This is a genomic window from Massilia sp. FBCC-B171 (assembly GCF_059134155.1).
Window position 1 is genome coordinate 3,592,273 of record NZ_CP101443.1, and the last position, 15,023, is coordinate 3,607,295.

The 15,023-nt window shown below is 63.1% G+C and carries 18 protein-coding genes; 5 read left to right on the top strand and 13 right to left on the bottom strand.

All coding sequences use genetic code 11. The features are described 5' to 3' along the window. Positions 1-140: 140 nt before the first annotated feature. From NMB41_RS16270 to NMB41_RS16285, 4 genes are all read right to left on the bottom strand, one after another. On the bottom strand, positions 141-701 hold the full coding sequence (locus NMB41_RS16270; RefSeq protein WP_494378848.1) for a hypothetical protein: 561 nt from the start codon (positions 699-701) through the stop codon (positions 141-143). 94 nt (positions 702-795) lie between these two features. After that, entirely contained in the window at positions 796-1,665 is an 870-nt protein-coding gene (locus tag NMB41_RS16275; RefSeq protein ID WP_494378849.1) for a M90 family metallopeptidase, read from the bottom strand. 28 nt (positions 1,666-1,693) lie between these two features. Further along, a complete protein-coding gene (locus NMB41_RS16280; protein ID WP_494378850.1) occupies positions 1,694-2,437 on the bottom strand; it encodes a glutathione peroxidase in 744 nt (247 codons plus the stop codon). Positions 2,438-2,648: 211 nt separating this feature from the next. After that, positions 2,649-3,254, bottom strand: a complete 606-nt coding sequence (locus NMB41_RS16285) for a winged helix-turn-helix domain-containing protein (RefSeq protein ID WP_494378851.1) — start codon at positions 3,252-3,254, stop codon at positions 2,649-2,651. Between the two features lie 462 nt (positions 3,255-3,716). Between NMB41_RS16285 and NMB41_RS16290 the strand changes: the two genes are divergently transcribed. Both NMB41_RS16290 and NMB41_RS16295 read left to right on the top strand, forming a co-directional pair. Next, complete coding sequence (locus NMB41_RS16290; protein ID WP_494378852.1) at positions 3,717-4,742, top strand: OmpA family protein; 1,026 nt, start codon at positions 3,717-3,719, stop codon at positions 4,740-4,742. 129 nt (positions 4,743-4,871) lie between these two features. Further along, positions 4,872-5,804, top strand: coding sequence for a YihY/virulence factor BrkB family protein (locus tag NMB41_RS16295; protein WP_494378853.1), 933 nt, complete (start codon positions 4,872-4,874; stop codon positions 5,802-5,804). A 73-nt stretch (positions 5,805-5,877) separates the two neighbouring features. Here the strand turns inward: NMB41_RS16295 and NMB41_RS16300 are convergent, their stop codons facing one another. The 3 genes from NMB41_RS16300 to NMB41_RS16310 all read right to left on the bottom strand — a co-directional run bounded on the left by NMB41_RS16300 (position 5,878) and on the right by NMB41_RS16310 (position 8,174). Next, positions 5,878-7,140, bottom strand: a complete 1,263-nt coding sequence (locus tag NMB41_RS16300; RefSeq protein WP_494378854.1) for an AI-2E family transporter — start codon at positions 7,138-7,140, stop codon at positions 5,878-5,880. 44 nt (positions 7,141-7,184) lie between these two features. Further along, positions 7,185-7,499, bottom strand: coding sequence for a BON domain-containing protein (locus NMB41_RS16305; RefSeq protein ID WP_494378855.1), 315 nt, complete (start codon positions 7,497-7,499; stop codon positions 7,185-7,187). 72 nt (positions 7,500-7,571) lie between these two features. Next, a complete protein-coding gene (locus NMB41_RS16310) occupies positions 7,572-8,174 on the bottom strand; it encodes a hypothetical protein (protein ID WP_494378856.1) in 603 nt (200 codons plus the stop codon). Between the two features lie 194 nt (positions 8,175-8,368). On the opposite strand from NMB41_RS16310, the gene NMB41_RS16315 reads away from it, so the two are divergent. Together NMB41_RS16315 and NMB41_RS16320 are read left to right on the top strand one after the other, a co-directional pair. Next, positions 8,369-8,824, top strand: a complete 456-nt coding sequence (locus NMB41_RS16315) for an outer membrane lipoprotein (RefSeq protein ID WP_494378857.1) — start codon at positions 8,369-8,371, stop codon at positions 8,822-8,824. A gap of 80 nt (positions 8,825-8,904) precedes the next feature. Beyond that, the gene (locus NMB41_RS16320; protein WP_494378858.1) at positions 8,905-9,303 is read left to right on the top strand and encodes a hypothetical protein; all 399 of its coding nucleotides are present in this window, start codon (positions 8,905-8,907) and stop codon (positions 9,301-9,303) included. 262 nt (positions 9,304-9,565) lie between these two features. Here the strand turns inward: NMB41_RS16320 and NMB41_RS16325 are convergent, their stop codons facing one another. Genes NMB41_RS16325 through NMB41_RS16350 form a run of 6 tightly spaced genes read right to left on the bottom strand, consistent with a single transcriptional unit; the run spans position 9,566 to position 12,719 of the window. Next, positions 9,566-9,973 (bottom strand): hypothetical protein, encoded by a 408-nt coding sequence (locus NMB41_RS16325; protein WP_494378859.1) that lies wholly within the window; start codon positions 9,971-9,973, stop codon positions 9,566-9,568. A 25-nt stretch (positions 9,974-9,998) separates the two neighbouring features. Then, positions 9,999-10,385, bottom strand: coding sequence for a phage holin family protein (locus tag NMB41_RS16330; protein ID WP_494378860.1), 387 nt, complete (start codon positions 10,383-10,385; stop codon positions 9,999-10,001). Between the two features lie 20 nt (positions 10,386-10,405). Beyond that, positions 10,406-10,738, bottom strand: coding sequence for an ElaB/YgaM/YqjD family protein (locus NMB41_RS16335; protein WP_494378861.1), 333 nt, complete (start codon positions 10,736-10,738; stop codon positions 10,406-10,408). A 54-nt stretch (positions 10,739-10,792) separates the two neighbouring features. Beyond that, on the bottom strand, positions 10,793-11,332 hold the full coding sequence (locus NMB41_RS16340; RefSeq protein WP_494378862.1) for a ferritin-like domain-containing protein: 540 nt from the start codon (positions 11,330-11,332) through the stop codon (positions 10,793-10,795). A gap of 31 nt (positions 11,333-11,363) precedes the next feature. Beyond that, the gene (locus tag NMB41_RS16345; protein ID WP_494378863.1) at positions 11,364-12,287 is read right to left on the bottom strand and encodes an OmpA family protein; all 924 of its coding nucleotides are present in this window, start codon (positions 12,285-12,287) and stop codon (positions 11,364-11,366) included. 51 nt (positions 12,288-12,338) lie between these two features. After that, positions 12,339-12,719, bottom strand: coding sequence for a DUF4398 domain-containing protein (locus NMB41_RS16350; protein ID WP_494378864.1), 381 nt, complete (start codon positions 12,717-12,719; stop codon positions 12,339-12,341). A 207-nt stretch (positions 12,720-12,926) separates the two neighbouring features. Here NMB41_RS16350 and NMB41_RS16355 point away from each other — a divergent pair, with 207 nt between their 5' ends. After that, positions 12,927-14,993, top strand: a complete 2,067-nt coding sequence (locus tag NMB41_RS16355; protein WP_494378865.1) for an AsmA family protein — start codon at positions 12,927-12,929, stop codon at positions 14,991-14,993. The last annotated feature ends 30 nt before the right edge of the window (positions 14,994-15,023 follow it).

Genomic DNA, 15,023 nt, shown 5'->3' on the forward strand with positions numbered 1-15,023 from the left:
AGCGACAAGTCTAGGAGTCCGGACGAGGACGCCTTTGACATGGATCAAAGTTTACAAGACTGTCGAGCGCGCATTAGCGCTGTGCTCATGACGAGGCCGCTTGCGCCCGGATCGCAACAGTGCTCCGATCCGGGCGGCATTTATCCTGCGTGAATAATGTCGGGCGGCAGGGAGGCATCAAAGTCAGCCCAGTCGCCATTGACGATATTGCCGCGCGCGCGTTCGATCTGAACGGCGCCGAGACGGTGGAATACGTCCACTGCACGCGACTCCTCGCCCGCATCGTCGAAGGCAACCGCGACCAGCATGCCGGCCTTGCGCTGCTCGACCGGTGCACGGCCGCCCTCTTCGCCTTCGCCGGCTTCCTTCATCTTGGTAAAGCTGAACAGCGAGCCGACGTGGGCGCCGACCAGGCCGCCGACGATGGGGCCGGCCGGCCCGGTGAGGGGGATGGTGGCAGCGCCGATGACGGCGCCCACCGCGCCCCCGGTGGCGCCGCCCTGCAGCACGCCCAGCGGCGTTTCCTTGGCGCCCGGGGACAGCAGGTTATCGCCGCCGATCGGCGTCATGTCGTGCTGGCCCGCCTGGCTGAGGTAAAAGGTGCTCAGGCGCGCTTCGCTGAAGCCGGCCTGGACCAGTGCCTGGGACGCGGCATCGGCCTCGTCCTGGGTTTGAAAATGCCCTGCAATAATGAAAGACATCGGTTTCTCCCGCATCGTTATCGTTAGTTACCCAGCATGCGCCTGCCGGGCCAGGCGCTCTGTACGCAAACGCACACAGTTCAGGGCCGAACGATCAGTGCCACTGCCCATAGGCCATTCCCTCGACCTCCGGCTGCGGCGCGGGCGCCGCTTGCCAGGCGCGCGGGTCGATCCGGTAGTATTTCAGGAATTCGTCGTAAAGGGCCGGGTGGCGCGCGGCGAGCCGGTGCGGCTGCTCGAAGAAGGCTTCGGTGGCGACCGCGAAGAACTCGGCCGGGTTGGTCGCGCCATAATGGTCGAGCACGCCCTCATGGCCGAACCAGGCATCGTGGCGCAAGGCCGCGAAATCACGCGAGAGCACCTCGGACCAGCTGCGGTAGCGCTCCTGGCTGCCGAGATAGGGCGCGCCGTTCGTGGTGCCCGATTCGCTGTCGAGCTGGTGGGCAAATTCGTGCAGCACCACGTTGTGCGAGGGTGGCTCATCCATGCCGGCGCGGCGCACGTGGTCCCAGGACAGGATGACGCGGCCGTCGCCCCAGGATTCGCCCAGCAGGTCCTGGCGCTCCTCGGTGACGACGCCCGCCGCGTCGACCTGGCGCCGCGGCACCAGGAAGGCGCCCGGGTAGACCAGCACCGCGTTCAGGGTCGGATACACGGCCTCGCCGCGTGCGCCCAGCAAGAGCAGGCAGGCCTGGCCGGCAATCGTCAGGCGCATTTCCTCGGTGATCTCGAGGCCGGCGCAGCCGACGAAGGTTTTTTCATGCAGAAAACGCCGTACCAGGCGCCCGAGCCGGGCCTGCTGCCCCGCATCCATCGCCCGGTACTGGTCGACGTTGCGCGCCAGGATCGCCAGCTCGGAGGGTGCCAGCGGCCGCGCCAGGGCGCGCCGCAGGCGCCAGCGCGGCACGCCCCAGGCCAGCAGGCCCGCGGCCAACAGGGCTGAGACGGTCAACAAGGCTTCCATCACACCACTCCTGCAATAGGCCCTTGCTTCATGCGGCGGCCAGGTGAGCGTCGAGTTCGTCCGCCCCGCCGATCAGGCGTCCGCCGATGAACACCTGGGGCCAGGTCATGCTTCCGCTGACCGCGCGCAGGACGCTGGTATTGATTTTCTGGTCCTGCGAGATCTCGGTATAACGCAGCTGGCGTTCCGAGAGCGCCGCCTTGGCACGCGCACAGAAGGGGCAGCCGGGGCGCGAGAAGACGACGATCGGTTCCGGCGCGCGCGCCTCTGGATTGATGTGGCGCAGCATGGTGTCGGCGTCGGACACCTTGAACGGGTCGCCCTCGCCCTCTTCCTCGATGAAGACCTTCTCGATGATGCCGTCGCGAACCAGCATCGAATAACGCCAGGAACGCATGCCGAAGCCGAGCTCGCGCTTGTCGACCAGCATGCCCATGCCGCGCGCGAAATCGCCATTGCCGTCCGGGACGAAATTGATGGCGTCCGCTTCCTGGCCCTGCTTCCATTCGTTCATCACAAAGGCGTCATTGACCGAGAAGCACAGGATATCGTCGATGCCATTGTCGCGAAACACGCTCGCCAGTTCGTTAAACCGCGGCAGATGGGTGGACGAACAGGTGGGCGTATAGGCGCCCGGCAGGGAAAACACGACGACCGTCTTGCCCTTGAACAGGGCGTCGGTGGAGAGGTCGCGCCAGTCGTTGTCGAGACGGGCCTTGAAGGTGACCTGGGGGACGGCGTGGCCTTCCAGCGATTCGGCAGTTGGCAGCATGGGGAACTCCTTGGATGGGAAAACATGGCGGGATCGCCTTCGTGCGCAGGTGGGGACTGTTGCAGGCTTTTCAATATTGCGGCGGGGAGCTAGCAAGAGGGAATGTAAACGGCAAACGCCGCGCAGTGCGCGGCGTTGGCTTGACGACAGCGATCGTCGATTACGGGAAAGTGCGCCGGGTCTCCACCGCCGCGCCTTCCGTCAGGCGGTCTTACTTGCCGATCTGGCTGGGCGCCGGGCCGAACAGGGCGGCAACCAGCGGATCGCGGGTGACCGGGCTGCGGTTCACGCGGATGGCGTAATGGGTGTCGTCGGCCAGGATGTGGAAGTGACGGCCGCTGCCGGCCATGCTCTGCTCGCGCAGGCCTGGACGTTCCTTGCGTGGGGCGACGCCTTCGCGCTTTGGCTGGCAGATCGCGGCGAGGAAGGCTTTCACGCGTTCCTGGTCTGGGCAGATCTGGTAGACAGCCTTGCCGAGATAGGTGGCGGTGCCTTCGATGTAGCGGGCCAGTTCGATCACGCCGGCTTCGCGCAGGTCGCGGATGTATTTGCGGGCGCCGGACGGCGAGAACTTCAGGAACCAAGCGATTTCGTCGGCCAGCATTTCGTGGGTCGACAATTCGTTGATCAGCTTTTGCATGTTCTCGATCCGACGCTGCGTGGCAGAGGTCGACCGCACGCGCTCGATCGGCGCCAGCGAGATGGGCGCACGTTCGGTTGGCTGTGGCGGGACGCGTTCGATCAGCGCTGAATTGCTGGAAGTGTGCACTGCGCCTACGTCGCCTTGCACCGCGTTGTGATGAGTCGTTGCATGCATGTTGGTTTACTCCAATAAAGAGAGAGACTGGGAGGTCCGGGTCGCTGTGTGTGGTCTGACACTCTGACAACACCTCGGGTTCCGCTTAACTGGCCTCAAGATTGCCTGTGTCAGCATTGCCGGTCTGTGCGCCATCCCACATTGGCTAAATTCCTCCAAGCATTCTGTTAATCCTGTCTTTACGGAAACTCAGTCAACAGTTGAGAACTCGATAGTTGTCGCAAAAACACAACAGATTTCAACAATTTATTTTGAAAGAATTTAACTGAAGAAATTACACGAATTCTCTTCTCTATATAGAGGGGAAGATATTCGGAACGCATATTGTTGTAATTTTGTCACTCATCAATAAAGCTAGGTGCGCTAGCGCACCGACCCTGCGGAACTCGGACTCGTATCCTTCACTCCAACATCACTGCTTAGCACGCGATGTCACCAACTTTTTAACTTATGGAGTTTCCTGTGAACAATACGAAGAAGATCGCCCTGGCTGTCGCCATGCTCTGCGCCACCGGCACCACGATGGCCCAAGAAATCAATCCATCCTGGTACATCCAGCCTAGCGTCGTGGCCATGAAGCCTGACGCAGACTTCGGCACGGACGAGCGCGACATCGGCGGTGGCCTGAAGTTCGGTAAAGCCATCAACCAGCTGTGGGACGTCCAGATCGGCGGCACCCACGTTCGCACCGAAGAAGGTTCGGCACGTTATCGCCAGACCGTCATCGGCGCCGATGCGCTGCTGATGCTGTCGCGTTCGAAAATCCGTCCATTCGTCCTGGTCGGCGCTGGCGTCGAGCGTGACAAGGTCGAAAACAACTTCCGCAATGTCAGCAAGAACTCGCCTTACATCACCGCCGGTATTGGCGTCCAGGCCAGCCTGACCCCACAGCTGTCGCTGCAAGCCGACCTGCGTTCGGTGCGCGGCTTCCTGCGTCATGACGAGCTGTATGGCTTCTCGCGCAGCAACAACAAGTACCTGACCGTCGGCCTGAACTATGCGTTCAACCCGCCTCCAGTCGCCGCAGCGCCAGTGATGGCACCGGCACCAGTGATGGAAGCACCAGCACCGGCGCCAGCGCCGGCACCGGTCGCGCCACCGGCACGCTTCGAGAAGGTCACCCTGTCGGCCACGAAGATGTTTGAATTCGACAAGGCAACCCTGATCATGCCGGCGCCACGCCTGGACGAGATCGCAGCTGCCCTGCAAGCCGATACCAGCATCACCAATGTCGACATCACCGGCTACACCGACCGTCTGGGTTCGGAAAAGTACAACCAGAAGCTGTCGGAGCGTCGTGCTCAGGCCGTGCGCGAATACCTGGTCGGCAAAGGTGTCGACGGTAGCCGCCTGAACGCCATCGGCAAAGGCGAAGCCAATCCAGTGGTCAACTGCACCGAGAAGAACCGTGCTGCCCTGATCACTTGCCTGGAACCAAACCGCCGCGTTGAAGTCGAACAGATCACGATCGAAAAGCGCGTGAACTAATCGGCTTTCCAGCCATGACGCACCTTCTGGTGCGGCTCAAGGGGTACTTTGCCTGGTCTTTCCAAGGTCTCACGACACTGGAATGACTTGGGGCCAGGTGCCCCTTTTTCATTTTCTCGGAGAGTCTTTATGGATACTGTCAGCAGCGACAAAAAACAATGGTTCCCCTACTCGCGCCAGATCGTCCACATCCTCAAGTGCGCGGTTACCGAATGGCTGGCCCACCGCGCCGCCAGCAAAGGCGCGGCCCTCGCGTTTTACACGCTGTTTTCGATGGCCCCGATCCTTGTGCTGGTCATTGCCGTGGCCGGATTTTTCTACGGTGCGGAAGCGGCACAAGGCCAGCTCATGAGTGAATTGGGCGGACTGGTCGGCAAGGACGGTGCCACCACCATCCAGGCCGTGCTGGCCGGCGCACAGGACAAGGAAACTGGCAAGTTCGCTACCATTGTCGCCACCGTGCTGCTGCTGGTGGGCGCCACCAGCGTGTTTGCCGAGCTGAAAGACAGCCTGGACGAAATCTGGGCGGTGCCCGCGCCGAAAGACGCCGGCTGGTGGGACATCGTACGCACCCGCGTGCTCTCGTTCGGCCTGATCCTGGTGCTCGGCTTCCTCCTGCTGGTGTCGCTGGTCGTGAGTGCAGCGATGGCCGTGGTCGAGAACTACATCGGCGGCGTCTGGAAGGATTCGGCCGTCATCCTGGGCTGGATCTCGTCGGGCGTCGGCTTCCTGGTCATTGCCATCATGTTTGGCACCATCTACAAGCTGCTGCCGCGTATCAAGCTGTCCTGGCATGACGTGATCATCGGCGCGCTCGGCACCGCTGCCATGTTCACCTTGGGAAAATTCTTGATCGGACTGTACATCGGCAACAGCGGCGCGGCCAGCAGCTTCGGCGCAGCCGGCTCCCTGATCGCCCTGCTGCTGTGGGTGTACTACTCGGCCCAGATCTTCTTCCTCGGTGCAGAGTTCGCCCGCCAGTACGCGCTGCAACTGGGCAGCTTGCGCCACAAGCCCGATCACGTAACGGGCGCCGACCAGGCGAAGAAACGCACGGCTTGAGTGGTTTGATCGGTGCAATGCAAAACGGCGCGGAGTCCACATGGATCCGCGCCGTTTTGAATGGAAGAGCAAGCTACTCGCCGAGCAGCTCCGCCACGACCTCCATGCCCTCGACCCGCTCGGCCACCGTCTTGAGGATCACTACCACCGGCACGCCCAGCAATAAACCCCACATGCCCCATAGCCAGCCCCAGAACAGCAGGCTGACGAACACGGCCGCCGGGTTCATCTTCGCAATCTTGCCGGTCATCCAGGTCGTGACGACCATGCCGACCAGGGTGGCGATGCCCATCGACGCGCCGGCGACCAGGATCACCATGCGCAGCGACTCGAACTGCATGAAGGCGACCAGGCCGGTGGCGGCGGTGATCAGGAGCGGGCCGAAGTAAGGCATCACGTGCGCCACGCCGGCGAAGATCGCCCAGGCGCCGGCATTGTTCAGGCCGATCGCGCGCAGGGTCACCCACATCAGCAACGCCAGCAGGATGTTCGTCACCAGGAGCATGAACATGTAGTTCTGGATCGAGGTATTGATGTCGTCCAGGATATGGACCGTGACTTTCTTGCGCGTGAGCGAAGGGCCCGTGAGCTTGACCAATTTACGCTTGAAGGTGTCGCCCGCCAGCAGCAGGAAGAACACCAGGAACAGCACCATCGTGGCCTGGGTGACGAAGGCGGCCAGGCCGACGGAACCGGCCAGCAGCCAGTCGGTGACGCGGAAGGCCGGCGACGGCGGCTGCGACACGGTCGGGCGGCGCTGGATCAGGCGCGCGTCCTTGTTCTGGCCGACGCTTGCGGTGGCTTGTTCGATTTCGGCGGCGGCTTTGCGCATCTGGTCGATGGTCGAACCCTGCCCGCTGGCCGCGCCCGAGATCAGCTTCGTCACCTTCTGGGTGAGCGTCGGCAGTTCGTCGATGATGTTGAAGAATTCGTCTTGCAGGCGGTACATGGTGGCACCCAAGCCGCCGATCAGTATAGCGGTGACGAGGGTCGCGCCGATGACGCGCTTGATATGGATGCGCTCGAGCCAGCGGACGACAGGGCTGAGGGTATAGGCAATGAAGATGCCGAGCAGGAGCGGCACGAAAAATTTTTGCGCCCACTGGAGTGCGAATACGAAGGCAACGGTGGCCAGGATGCCGAGCGAAAGACCGCGGGCATTGACGTGGATGGGCAGGCGCAGGGCGCCGGAGTGCAGGGTAATGTCGTCAGGAGAGCCAAGACCGGACCCGTTGAGGGGGTCCGGCTTCGCGGCATCGGTCATGATGACCGATGCCTCCGGAGCGGCGGAAGAGTTCGGCTCGGCTGGAGCCGAGCCAGGACTGGCGAGTTGCATGTATTAGCCAAATAAAAGTTGCCGGACCGCCGCCCGGGAGCGGATTACTTCACGCGGATGTCGTTCTTGACCGACGTGACACCCTTCACGCCGCGTGCCAGCTCAACCGCGCGCTGTGCATCGCCTGGCTGGGCAACGAAGCCCGACAGCTGGACGTCGCCCTTGAAGGTTTCGACGTTGATTTCGGTGGCTTTCACGGTTGGATCAGCGGCGAAAGCTGCCTTCACCTTGCCGGTGATGACGCTGTCGTCGATGTATTCGCCGGCGCTGGCTTTTTGCGGGCCCGAAGCGCAGCCTACCATGGTCATTGCGAGTGCGCCTGCGAAGACGGCGGTGGCGAGACGTTGGGTGATTTTCATGATGATCCCTTTCTTTCGTTGGTCAAAGTCAAAGTTGCTCTGGGTTGCTCGAAAATGAGCGAATCCGGTACGTTACTTGCCGTACGCGGTTTTTGCGGCGTCGACGCACTGGTCTTTCGCCGCGCCGGCAAACGCGTCGCACTTCTCGAGTGCGACCCGGTATTCCGCCGTCAGTTTGTCTTCACGCGCATTGCTGCGCGCTTCGATCATCTTGCGATCCGCGGTGGCATCGGCCTGGGCGGCAATCAAGGTCGCCTTGGCCTGCTTGATGCACACGTCGCGGGTGTTGCCCGTTACCGCGCCGCAGCGTGCCTTGTCGCGATCGTAGTTCGCGTCGGCAATGCGCATGCGTGCCTGGGTATAGGCTTTCAGGGTGTTCTTGTAAGCGGCGCCCGCTTCTTCCTCGACCCGCACGCGTTCGGCTTTCGCCTCGGCGGCGCAGACCTCGCGCGGATTGCCGGTTACGGCGTCGCAGCGTGCTCTAGCCACCTTGTAATTGGCGGCGGCCATGTCGCGGGCCGTGTTGTAAGCCGTCTTGGCGTCCGGCACTGCAACGGGCTGAGCCGCCGACTGCGGGACGGTAACTGCAACCGGCTGGGCCCGTGCATGGGCGGACCACAGCATGGCGGCGCCGATAATGAGCAGGGCGTGGACGTTTTTCATCTTGGTTGTCATGTTCTTGTTCTCCGTGTGGCTTGACCTTGAGTGATGTTTTACGCCGATCGCGGCAGGTCTTCTGTACGCTGTCGAACACAACAGGAGATGTCGGATAGATAATATTAATCTGGCAATTCACCGTGCGTCATCGCACAGACCGCACTGTTGCGTGCTCGTATTCTTGACTCACACCTTTTTGCCAGGAGAACAATATGAAGACACCACGCACCCTCGCCGCCGCAGTCATCGCCGCAGTCGCCCTCCTCTCGGGCTGCGCCAGCTCGCCGTCGAACAATGGCTACAGCAGCGGCTATAACAACACCGCATCGATGGGCTACGGCACCATCGAATCGATCCAGGTGACCCAGGCCGAGAACCGCACCAGCGGCGGCGGCGCGGTCGTCGGCGCGCTGGTCGGCGCATTGGCGGGTAACCAGGTCGGCAGCGGCAGCGGCCGTACGGCAGCCACCGTGGCCGGCGGCGTCGGCGGCGCCCTGGTTGGCAACAACATCGAAAAGAACCGCAATGCAGGCGGCGGACAGGAGATGTACCAGCTCAATGTGCGCATGGATAACGGCGAATACCGCACCGTGGTCCAGGACAGCGTCTACGACCTGCGCGTGGGCAACCGCGTTCGCCTGGTCGACGGCCGCGTCTACCGCTACTGATCGCGTGTGAGCACCGAAGCCGGTGCCTGATGCAAGACGGGCCGGCATTTGCCGGCCCGTTTCATTTTGTGGAGATCATCATGAAGAGTCTGTCCAACAAGAAGCAGCTGCTCTGCGCCGTCCTGCTCGCCGCCTGCAGCAGCATGGCCGCGGCCCAGACCGCGCAAGATGCGGCGCCGCCCGCTGCGGAGAAGAGCAACGACGCGATGGTGGCGCCGGCTGCCGCGACCAAGCAAGCACGCGAAATCGCCCAGGGCGACCCGGCGCGCTGGCATCGAGAAGACGCAAGCGCCCAGGAACGCTGGCGCACGCGCTCGAAGGAAATTGGCGCCGCACTCGACGAAGCGAAAAACGCCTGCCGCCAGGGTCCGGCGGCGCAGCGCCCAAGCTGCCTGAAGGCGGCCCAGGCGACCTGGAAGGAAGAGATGGGCGCAGCCCGCCTCGAGGCCGGGGTGCAGCAGAAAACACAGACACGCTAGTACATGCCGCTGCACCCGGCGCACGCCGCGTCGCGCGCGAAACTGGGACAGATTGTCTCAGTTTCGCGGCACTCCCCTGCGGCCCGATGCGGACCGACAAAAAAAGACGGCGTCCAATCAAAGATTGCGACGCCGCTCAAGCCCCACCATATTCTGTAAAACCGACTACTGCAACCATCATGCGCCAGCCCCTGCGAGCGTGGCGCCCGATAGGGGCCGAAGCGCACTGGAAAGGCGGCCCAGGGCCGCCTTCCGGCCAGTCTCAGAAGTCGTGCTGCGCGCGACGCTTCTTCATGTACCAGCCAACCGCGCCCATCAACACGGCGCCTGCCAGAGCCGCTTTGCCCATCCGGCGTCGACGCACGAAATTATATGCAGTCATGGCGTAAGGCAGCAGGACCGACACGCTCGTACCAGTGGGTTTCAGCAGAGCATCTGCCCTGGTTCGCAACGCCCATGTCGCCTGGTCCAATGCAGAATGTAGCATGACTTCGGGCCGCGCACTGTGCTTTACCTGTGCCTTCGCGTAGCTGACGCCGGCGCGATAGAACTCGCCCTCGCGCAGCAGCTCGGCCTTGCGCTTGACCGGGTCCTGGCTGTGCTTGTGGCCAGCCAGTCCGGTCGGCTCGTCCTTGTGGCCGTGATGATCCTTGTGCTCGTGTTTTTCCATCGTGTTCCCCCAGTAGGTGGCTGCTTTACAGCAGCGCGTCGCGGTCGTTCCGGAGTTCGTTCATCGTTTCCGGGAAGGCGAGCTTGCCTTGCTTGAGCATGGCCAGTCCCTTCATCACCAATGCAACCGTGATCGCCAAAAACACCAGGAACATCACCAGCAGGATCTTCCAGCCCCAGCTCTCCCAGGCCAGCATCACGATCGTCGCGGTGCCGTAAGCCAGTGCGAACCACACGGCCAGAACGGCGCCGGCGAAAATCGCCAGCAGTTCGATCGCGTGGTTACGCACTTCCGACATCTCGAGCGCCGCCAATTCCACGCGCGACACGATGAGGCCGAACAGGTTTTTCGCCAGGCCGGAGATGCCGCCCATGAGTCCAGGACCATGTACGACGGTTTCGGTCTTTTCCATGGCGTTATCTCCGGCGCGAATTATTTACGACCCAGGAAGATGCCGACCAGCAGGCCGACACTCGCTGCGGCAACGACGGTACGCCATGGGTTATCTTTAACATAGACATCGGCGGTCTCTGCCAGTTCCTTGCTCTTGATGACTGCTTGACCTTGATACTGGCTGGCCTTGCCCATGGCGCGGTCCAGCAGTTCCATGCCGCGCGAACGCAGTTCGTCTGCCTTGTCGCCGGTCAGCGAAGTGGCGGCCGACAGCAGCGCCTGGGCGTCCTTGACCAGGACCTTCATGTCGGCGCTGGCATTGGCCAGGTTGGTATCGATCGAGTGGCCGGCGCGGGTGGTGGTGTCTTGCATGGTGAACTCCTGTTGTAGGTTGTGGTTAGTAAAAAAGTGATGCAGGCGCGACGATCACGGCACGAGAAAATCGTGCATGTCGTCGGCGTGTTCTTCTTCGACAGCAAGGATCTCGATCAGCATCTGCTTCGTGGTCGGATCCTTGTCGCCGATTGCCAGGATCATCTGGCGGTAGGACTCGATCGCAACGCGCTCGGCGATCAGGTCGGCGCGCACCATGGCCTGGGTGTCTTCCGACTCGTCGTACTCGGCGTGCGAACGGGCCGTCAGCGTGGCCGGGTTGAAGTTCGGCGAGCCATTGAGCTGGACGATGCGTTCGGCGATGCGGTCGGCGTGCTCCTGCTCCTGCTGGGCGTGCTCGAGGAACTCCGCTTTCAGGGCGCCGTTGTTCGGGCCGCTGACGGTGAAGTAGTGGCGCTTGTAGCGCAGCACGCACACCAGTTCGGTGGCGAGGGCGCTGTTAAGCATCGCGATAACCGCTTCGCGGTCGGCCGCGTAACCGTCGGTGACGGCACCGTCATCGAGGTTGGCCGCGGCGCGGCGGATGGCCTCGACATCGAAGCCATGCGCCAGGGAGCTCATGTTCTGTTCCATGATGTTTCCTTAAAAAACCGGGTCAAGCCGCTCAGCGGGCGGCCGTACGCGCTGGAATCGGCGCGTTCTCGTTCGACAGCACGATCTCGACGCGGCGGTTCATCTGGCGATCGGCAGCCGTATCGTTGCCGGCAACCGGGTAGGCTTCGCCATAGGCCTTCATGGCGATGCGGTCACGTCCGACGCCCATGCCGCCCAGGGCGCCGGCGACGGCATTCGCGCGGCGCTGCGACAAGTCCTGGTTATAGCTCGAGCTGCCGGTGCTGTCGGTAAACCCTTCGACCAGCACAGTGCGCTCCGGGTTCTGCGCCATCACGTCGGCCAGCTTGCGCAGGGTCGACATTCCGTTCGGCGTCAGGTTCGCTTGACCGGTGGCAAACAGCACGTCGCCGATGGTCACGACCATGCCGCGTTCGGTTTTCTTCGCGTTCAGCTCGACCAGCAGGACTTCGAGCTTGGCGGTGCGCTCGGCCATCGCGCGGGTCTGCTCCTGGGCCATGGCGGCCTGCTGCTGGGACATCGCTGCCTGCTGCTGGGCGGCGGCGGCGGCGGCCTGGGCTTCGGCGGCCTGGCGTTTTGCACGATCGGCTTCCGCGGTGCGGGCTTCGAGCGAAATTTCGGTGCGCTGGCGCGATGCGTCGGCGATGTTCGCCTCGGCCGCTTTGGCGCGAGCGATTTCCTGGGCGGTGGCGATCTTCTGCTTGGCGATATAGGCCAGGCGGTCGATGTCTTCCAGGCTGTCCTTCTTGGCCGCGGCCACGTTGGCGGCGTTCAGGGCATCGCTGGCCTGCTTGAATTCCAGCGGCGCGTAGCTCGTCACCTGCGGGTTATTGCTGGCAACAACGAAATCGGCGCGGGCCTGGTCCAGCTGCGCGGTGGTGGTTGGCGTGCTGCTGCAGGCGGCCAGCAGGATGGCGCTGGCAAATACTGCGGGCTTGAAGAAACGTGGTGTCATGATGATCCCCTTCTCGCGGGGCGCCCGAGGGGCGCCGGCGCATGTGTGTGATTATTGCGAATTGGTGCGGTCGACTTCCTGGCGCAGCACGCGCAGGTCTTCATTCAGCGCGTTCGACGCGGCGGTGGCCTTGGCCGAATTGGCCTTGCTCTGCGCCAGCTGCGCATCTGCCTGGGCCTGCATCGCCAGTTCGCGTGCCAGCTTGTAGTCCTTGGCGGCGAGGGCTTCGTTGGCGCGCATCATCTTGGCGCGCGCTGCCGTGATCTCGGCCGGAGCCAGGTCGGCGGCGCCGGCCTGCACTGCATTGTCGACCGCATTACGCGACACCGCGACGTCGGCCGTGGCCGGGGCCTTCTGGCTGGCGCAGGCGCCCAGCGCCAGTACCGCGGCAATGGCCGCGGCGCGGCCCAGCTGGTGCATTGAACGATTCATGTCCATTTCTTTCTCCTGAGATGTAAGCAACTTGTTAACGTTATAAGCCCGTTATCGGCCGCGTTCGGTTCGGTGCCGCACATAGATTGCACATCGCGGGGGGCCAGGGGCTACTCATCCGGCGCACCGTGCGACACCGCACATTGATGACCACCTCGTTTGCGCTAAGCTTGGTCGCCAGACCGATACTCAAATTGAAGGATCGTCATGCCCGATACCACCTCCCAGCGCGACCCCGTCCAGAAGCATGGCGGCAAAAAGAAAAAGAAAATCCTGCTTGCCCTGCTGGCCACCCTGATCGCGATCCCGATCATCGCCATCATTTTCATCCTTACCTTCGACTGGAACAAGGCCAGGCCCTGGCTCAATGCGAAGGTGAGCGAAGCCATCGAGCGTCCCTTCGCGATCCGCGGCAACCTGGAGGTGGAATGGGAAGTGCCGGCCAAGCGCATGGCCAAATCCGACCGCCACCTGCGCGACTGGCTGCCCTGGCCGCACCTGATCGCCAACGACGTTCACGTCGGCAATCCTGCGAGCATGAAGCAAATGGACATGGCGCGCGTGAAGCAGTTCTCGTTCTCGCTCAATCCCCTCAAGCTGATGCACCACACCATCGGCATTCCCGTGCTGCGCTTCGATGCGCCTTATGTCGAACTGCAGCGCACCGACAGCACCCACTACAACTGGGTCTATAAAAAGAAGGACACCGCGTCGAAGTGGGAGCTCGACCTCGAGCGCATCGTGCTGACCGACGGCGTGGTGCGCGTCGTCGACGCAGTGACCAAGGCCTACGTCACGGCGAACGTGCGCACGCTGGGCAAGGACACGAAATACGGGATCGGCTTCAAGGTCACGGGCAGCTATAACGGCGTCCTGGTGACGGGTGGCGGCAAGGTGGGCCAGGTGCTCTCGCTGAAGGATCAAAACACGCCCTACCCGATCCAGGCCGACCTGCGCAGCGGCCCGAGCCGCATCGCGGTCGAAGGCACCGTCACCAGCCCGGCCAAACTCAAGGCCGTCGACCTGCAGCTGGAGCTGGCCGGACGCAGCATGGCGCGCCTGTACAACTTCACCGGCATCACGCTGCCGGAGACCCCCGCCTTCTCGACCTCGGGCCACCTGAAGGGTGAGCTCGACCGCGAACATGGCCGCTGGACCTACGACAACTTCAAGGGCAAGGTGGGCTCGAGCGATATCGGCGGCAAGCTGGTGTATGAAGGCGGCAAGCCGCGTCCCAAGTTGTCGGGCAATGTCTCGACGCGCAAACTGGTCTTCTCCGACCTGGCGCCCCTGATCGGCGGCGACTCGAACGCGAGCAAGAAGGCGCGCGGCGTCGAGACCGTGCAGCCGGGTGGCAAGGTGCTGCCGGTGGAGGAATTCCGCACCGAGCGCTGGAAGGCGATCGACGCCGACGTGCGCTACGCGGCCGGCCAGATCATCCGCGACAAAGCGCTTCCGATCAGCAAGCTGTCGACCCACCTGATCATGAAGGACGGCGTCATCACGCTCGCCCCACTCGACTTCGGCGTGGCCGGCGGCACGCTGCGCTCGACCATCCGGATGGACGGCAGCGGCGCCAAGGGCAACACGATCGCCGCCACGGCCAAGGTCAGCGCGCGCCACGTCCAGATCAGGCAGCTGTTCCCGACCATCGAGAAGATGCAGGCCACGGTCGGCCAGATCAACGGCGACGCCCAGCTCTCGGCCACCGGCACCTCGGTTGCGGCCCTGCTCGGCTCCTCGAACGGCGAAGTCAAGGCGCTGGTCAACGAGGGCACGATCAGCAAGATGCTGCTCGAACAGATGGGCCTGAACGTGGGCAACATCATCGTCACCAAGCTGTTCGGCGACAAGCAGGTGCAGATCAATTGCCTGGCCGCCGACTTCAATGTCAACAAGGGCGTCATGCAGTCGCAGGTCTTCGTGGTCGATACCGAGGAAGCCATCGTCGGCGTGAACGGCACCATCAATCTCGCGAACGAGCAAATGGACCTGACGATCAAGCCCGAGACGAAGGCCCTGCGCCTGTTCACGCTGCGCGCGCCGCTGTACGTGCGCGGCCCGTTCAGCAAACCCGATGTCTCGGTCGACAAGGGCGTGCTGGCCCTGAAAGCCGGCGGCGCCGCGGTGCTGGCGACGGTGGCGGCGCCGGTGGCTGCCCTGCTGCCGCTGATCAATACCGGTCCGGGCCAGGACAGCGATTGCGCCCGCCTGGTGGCGCTGGCCAAGGAACGCCCGACCGCGCCGCCGCCTGGCCAGGCAAAGAAACGCTGATGAGTAAAACTGCGTTTCTGTGTGTTGTCT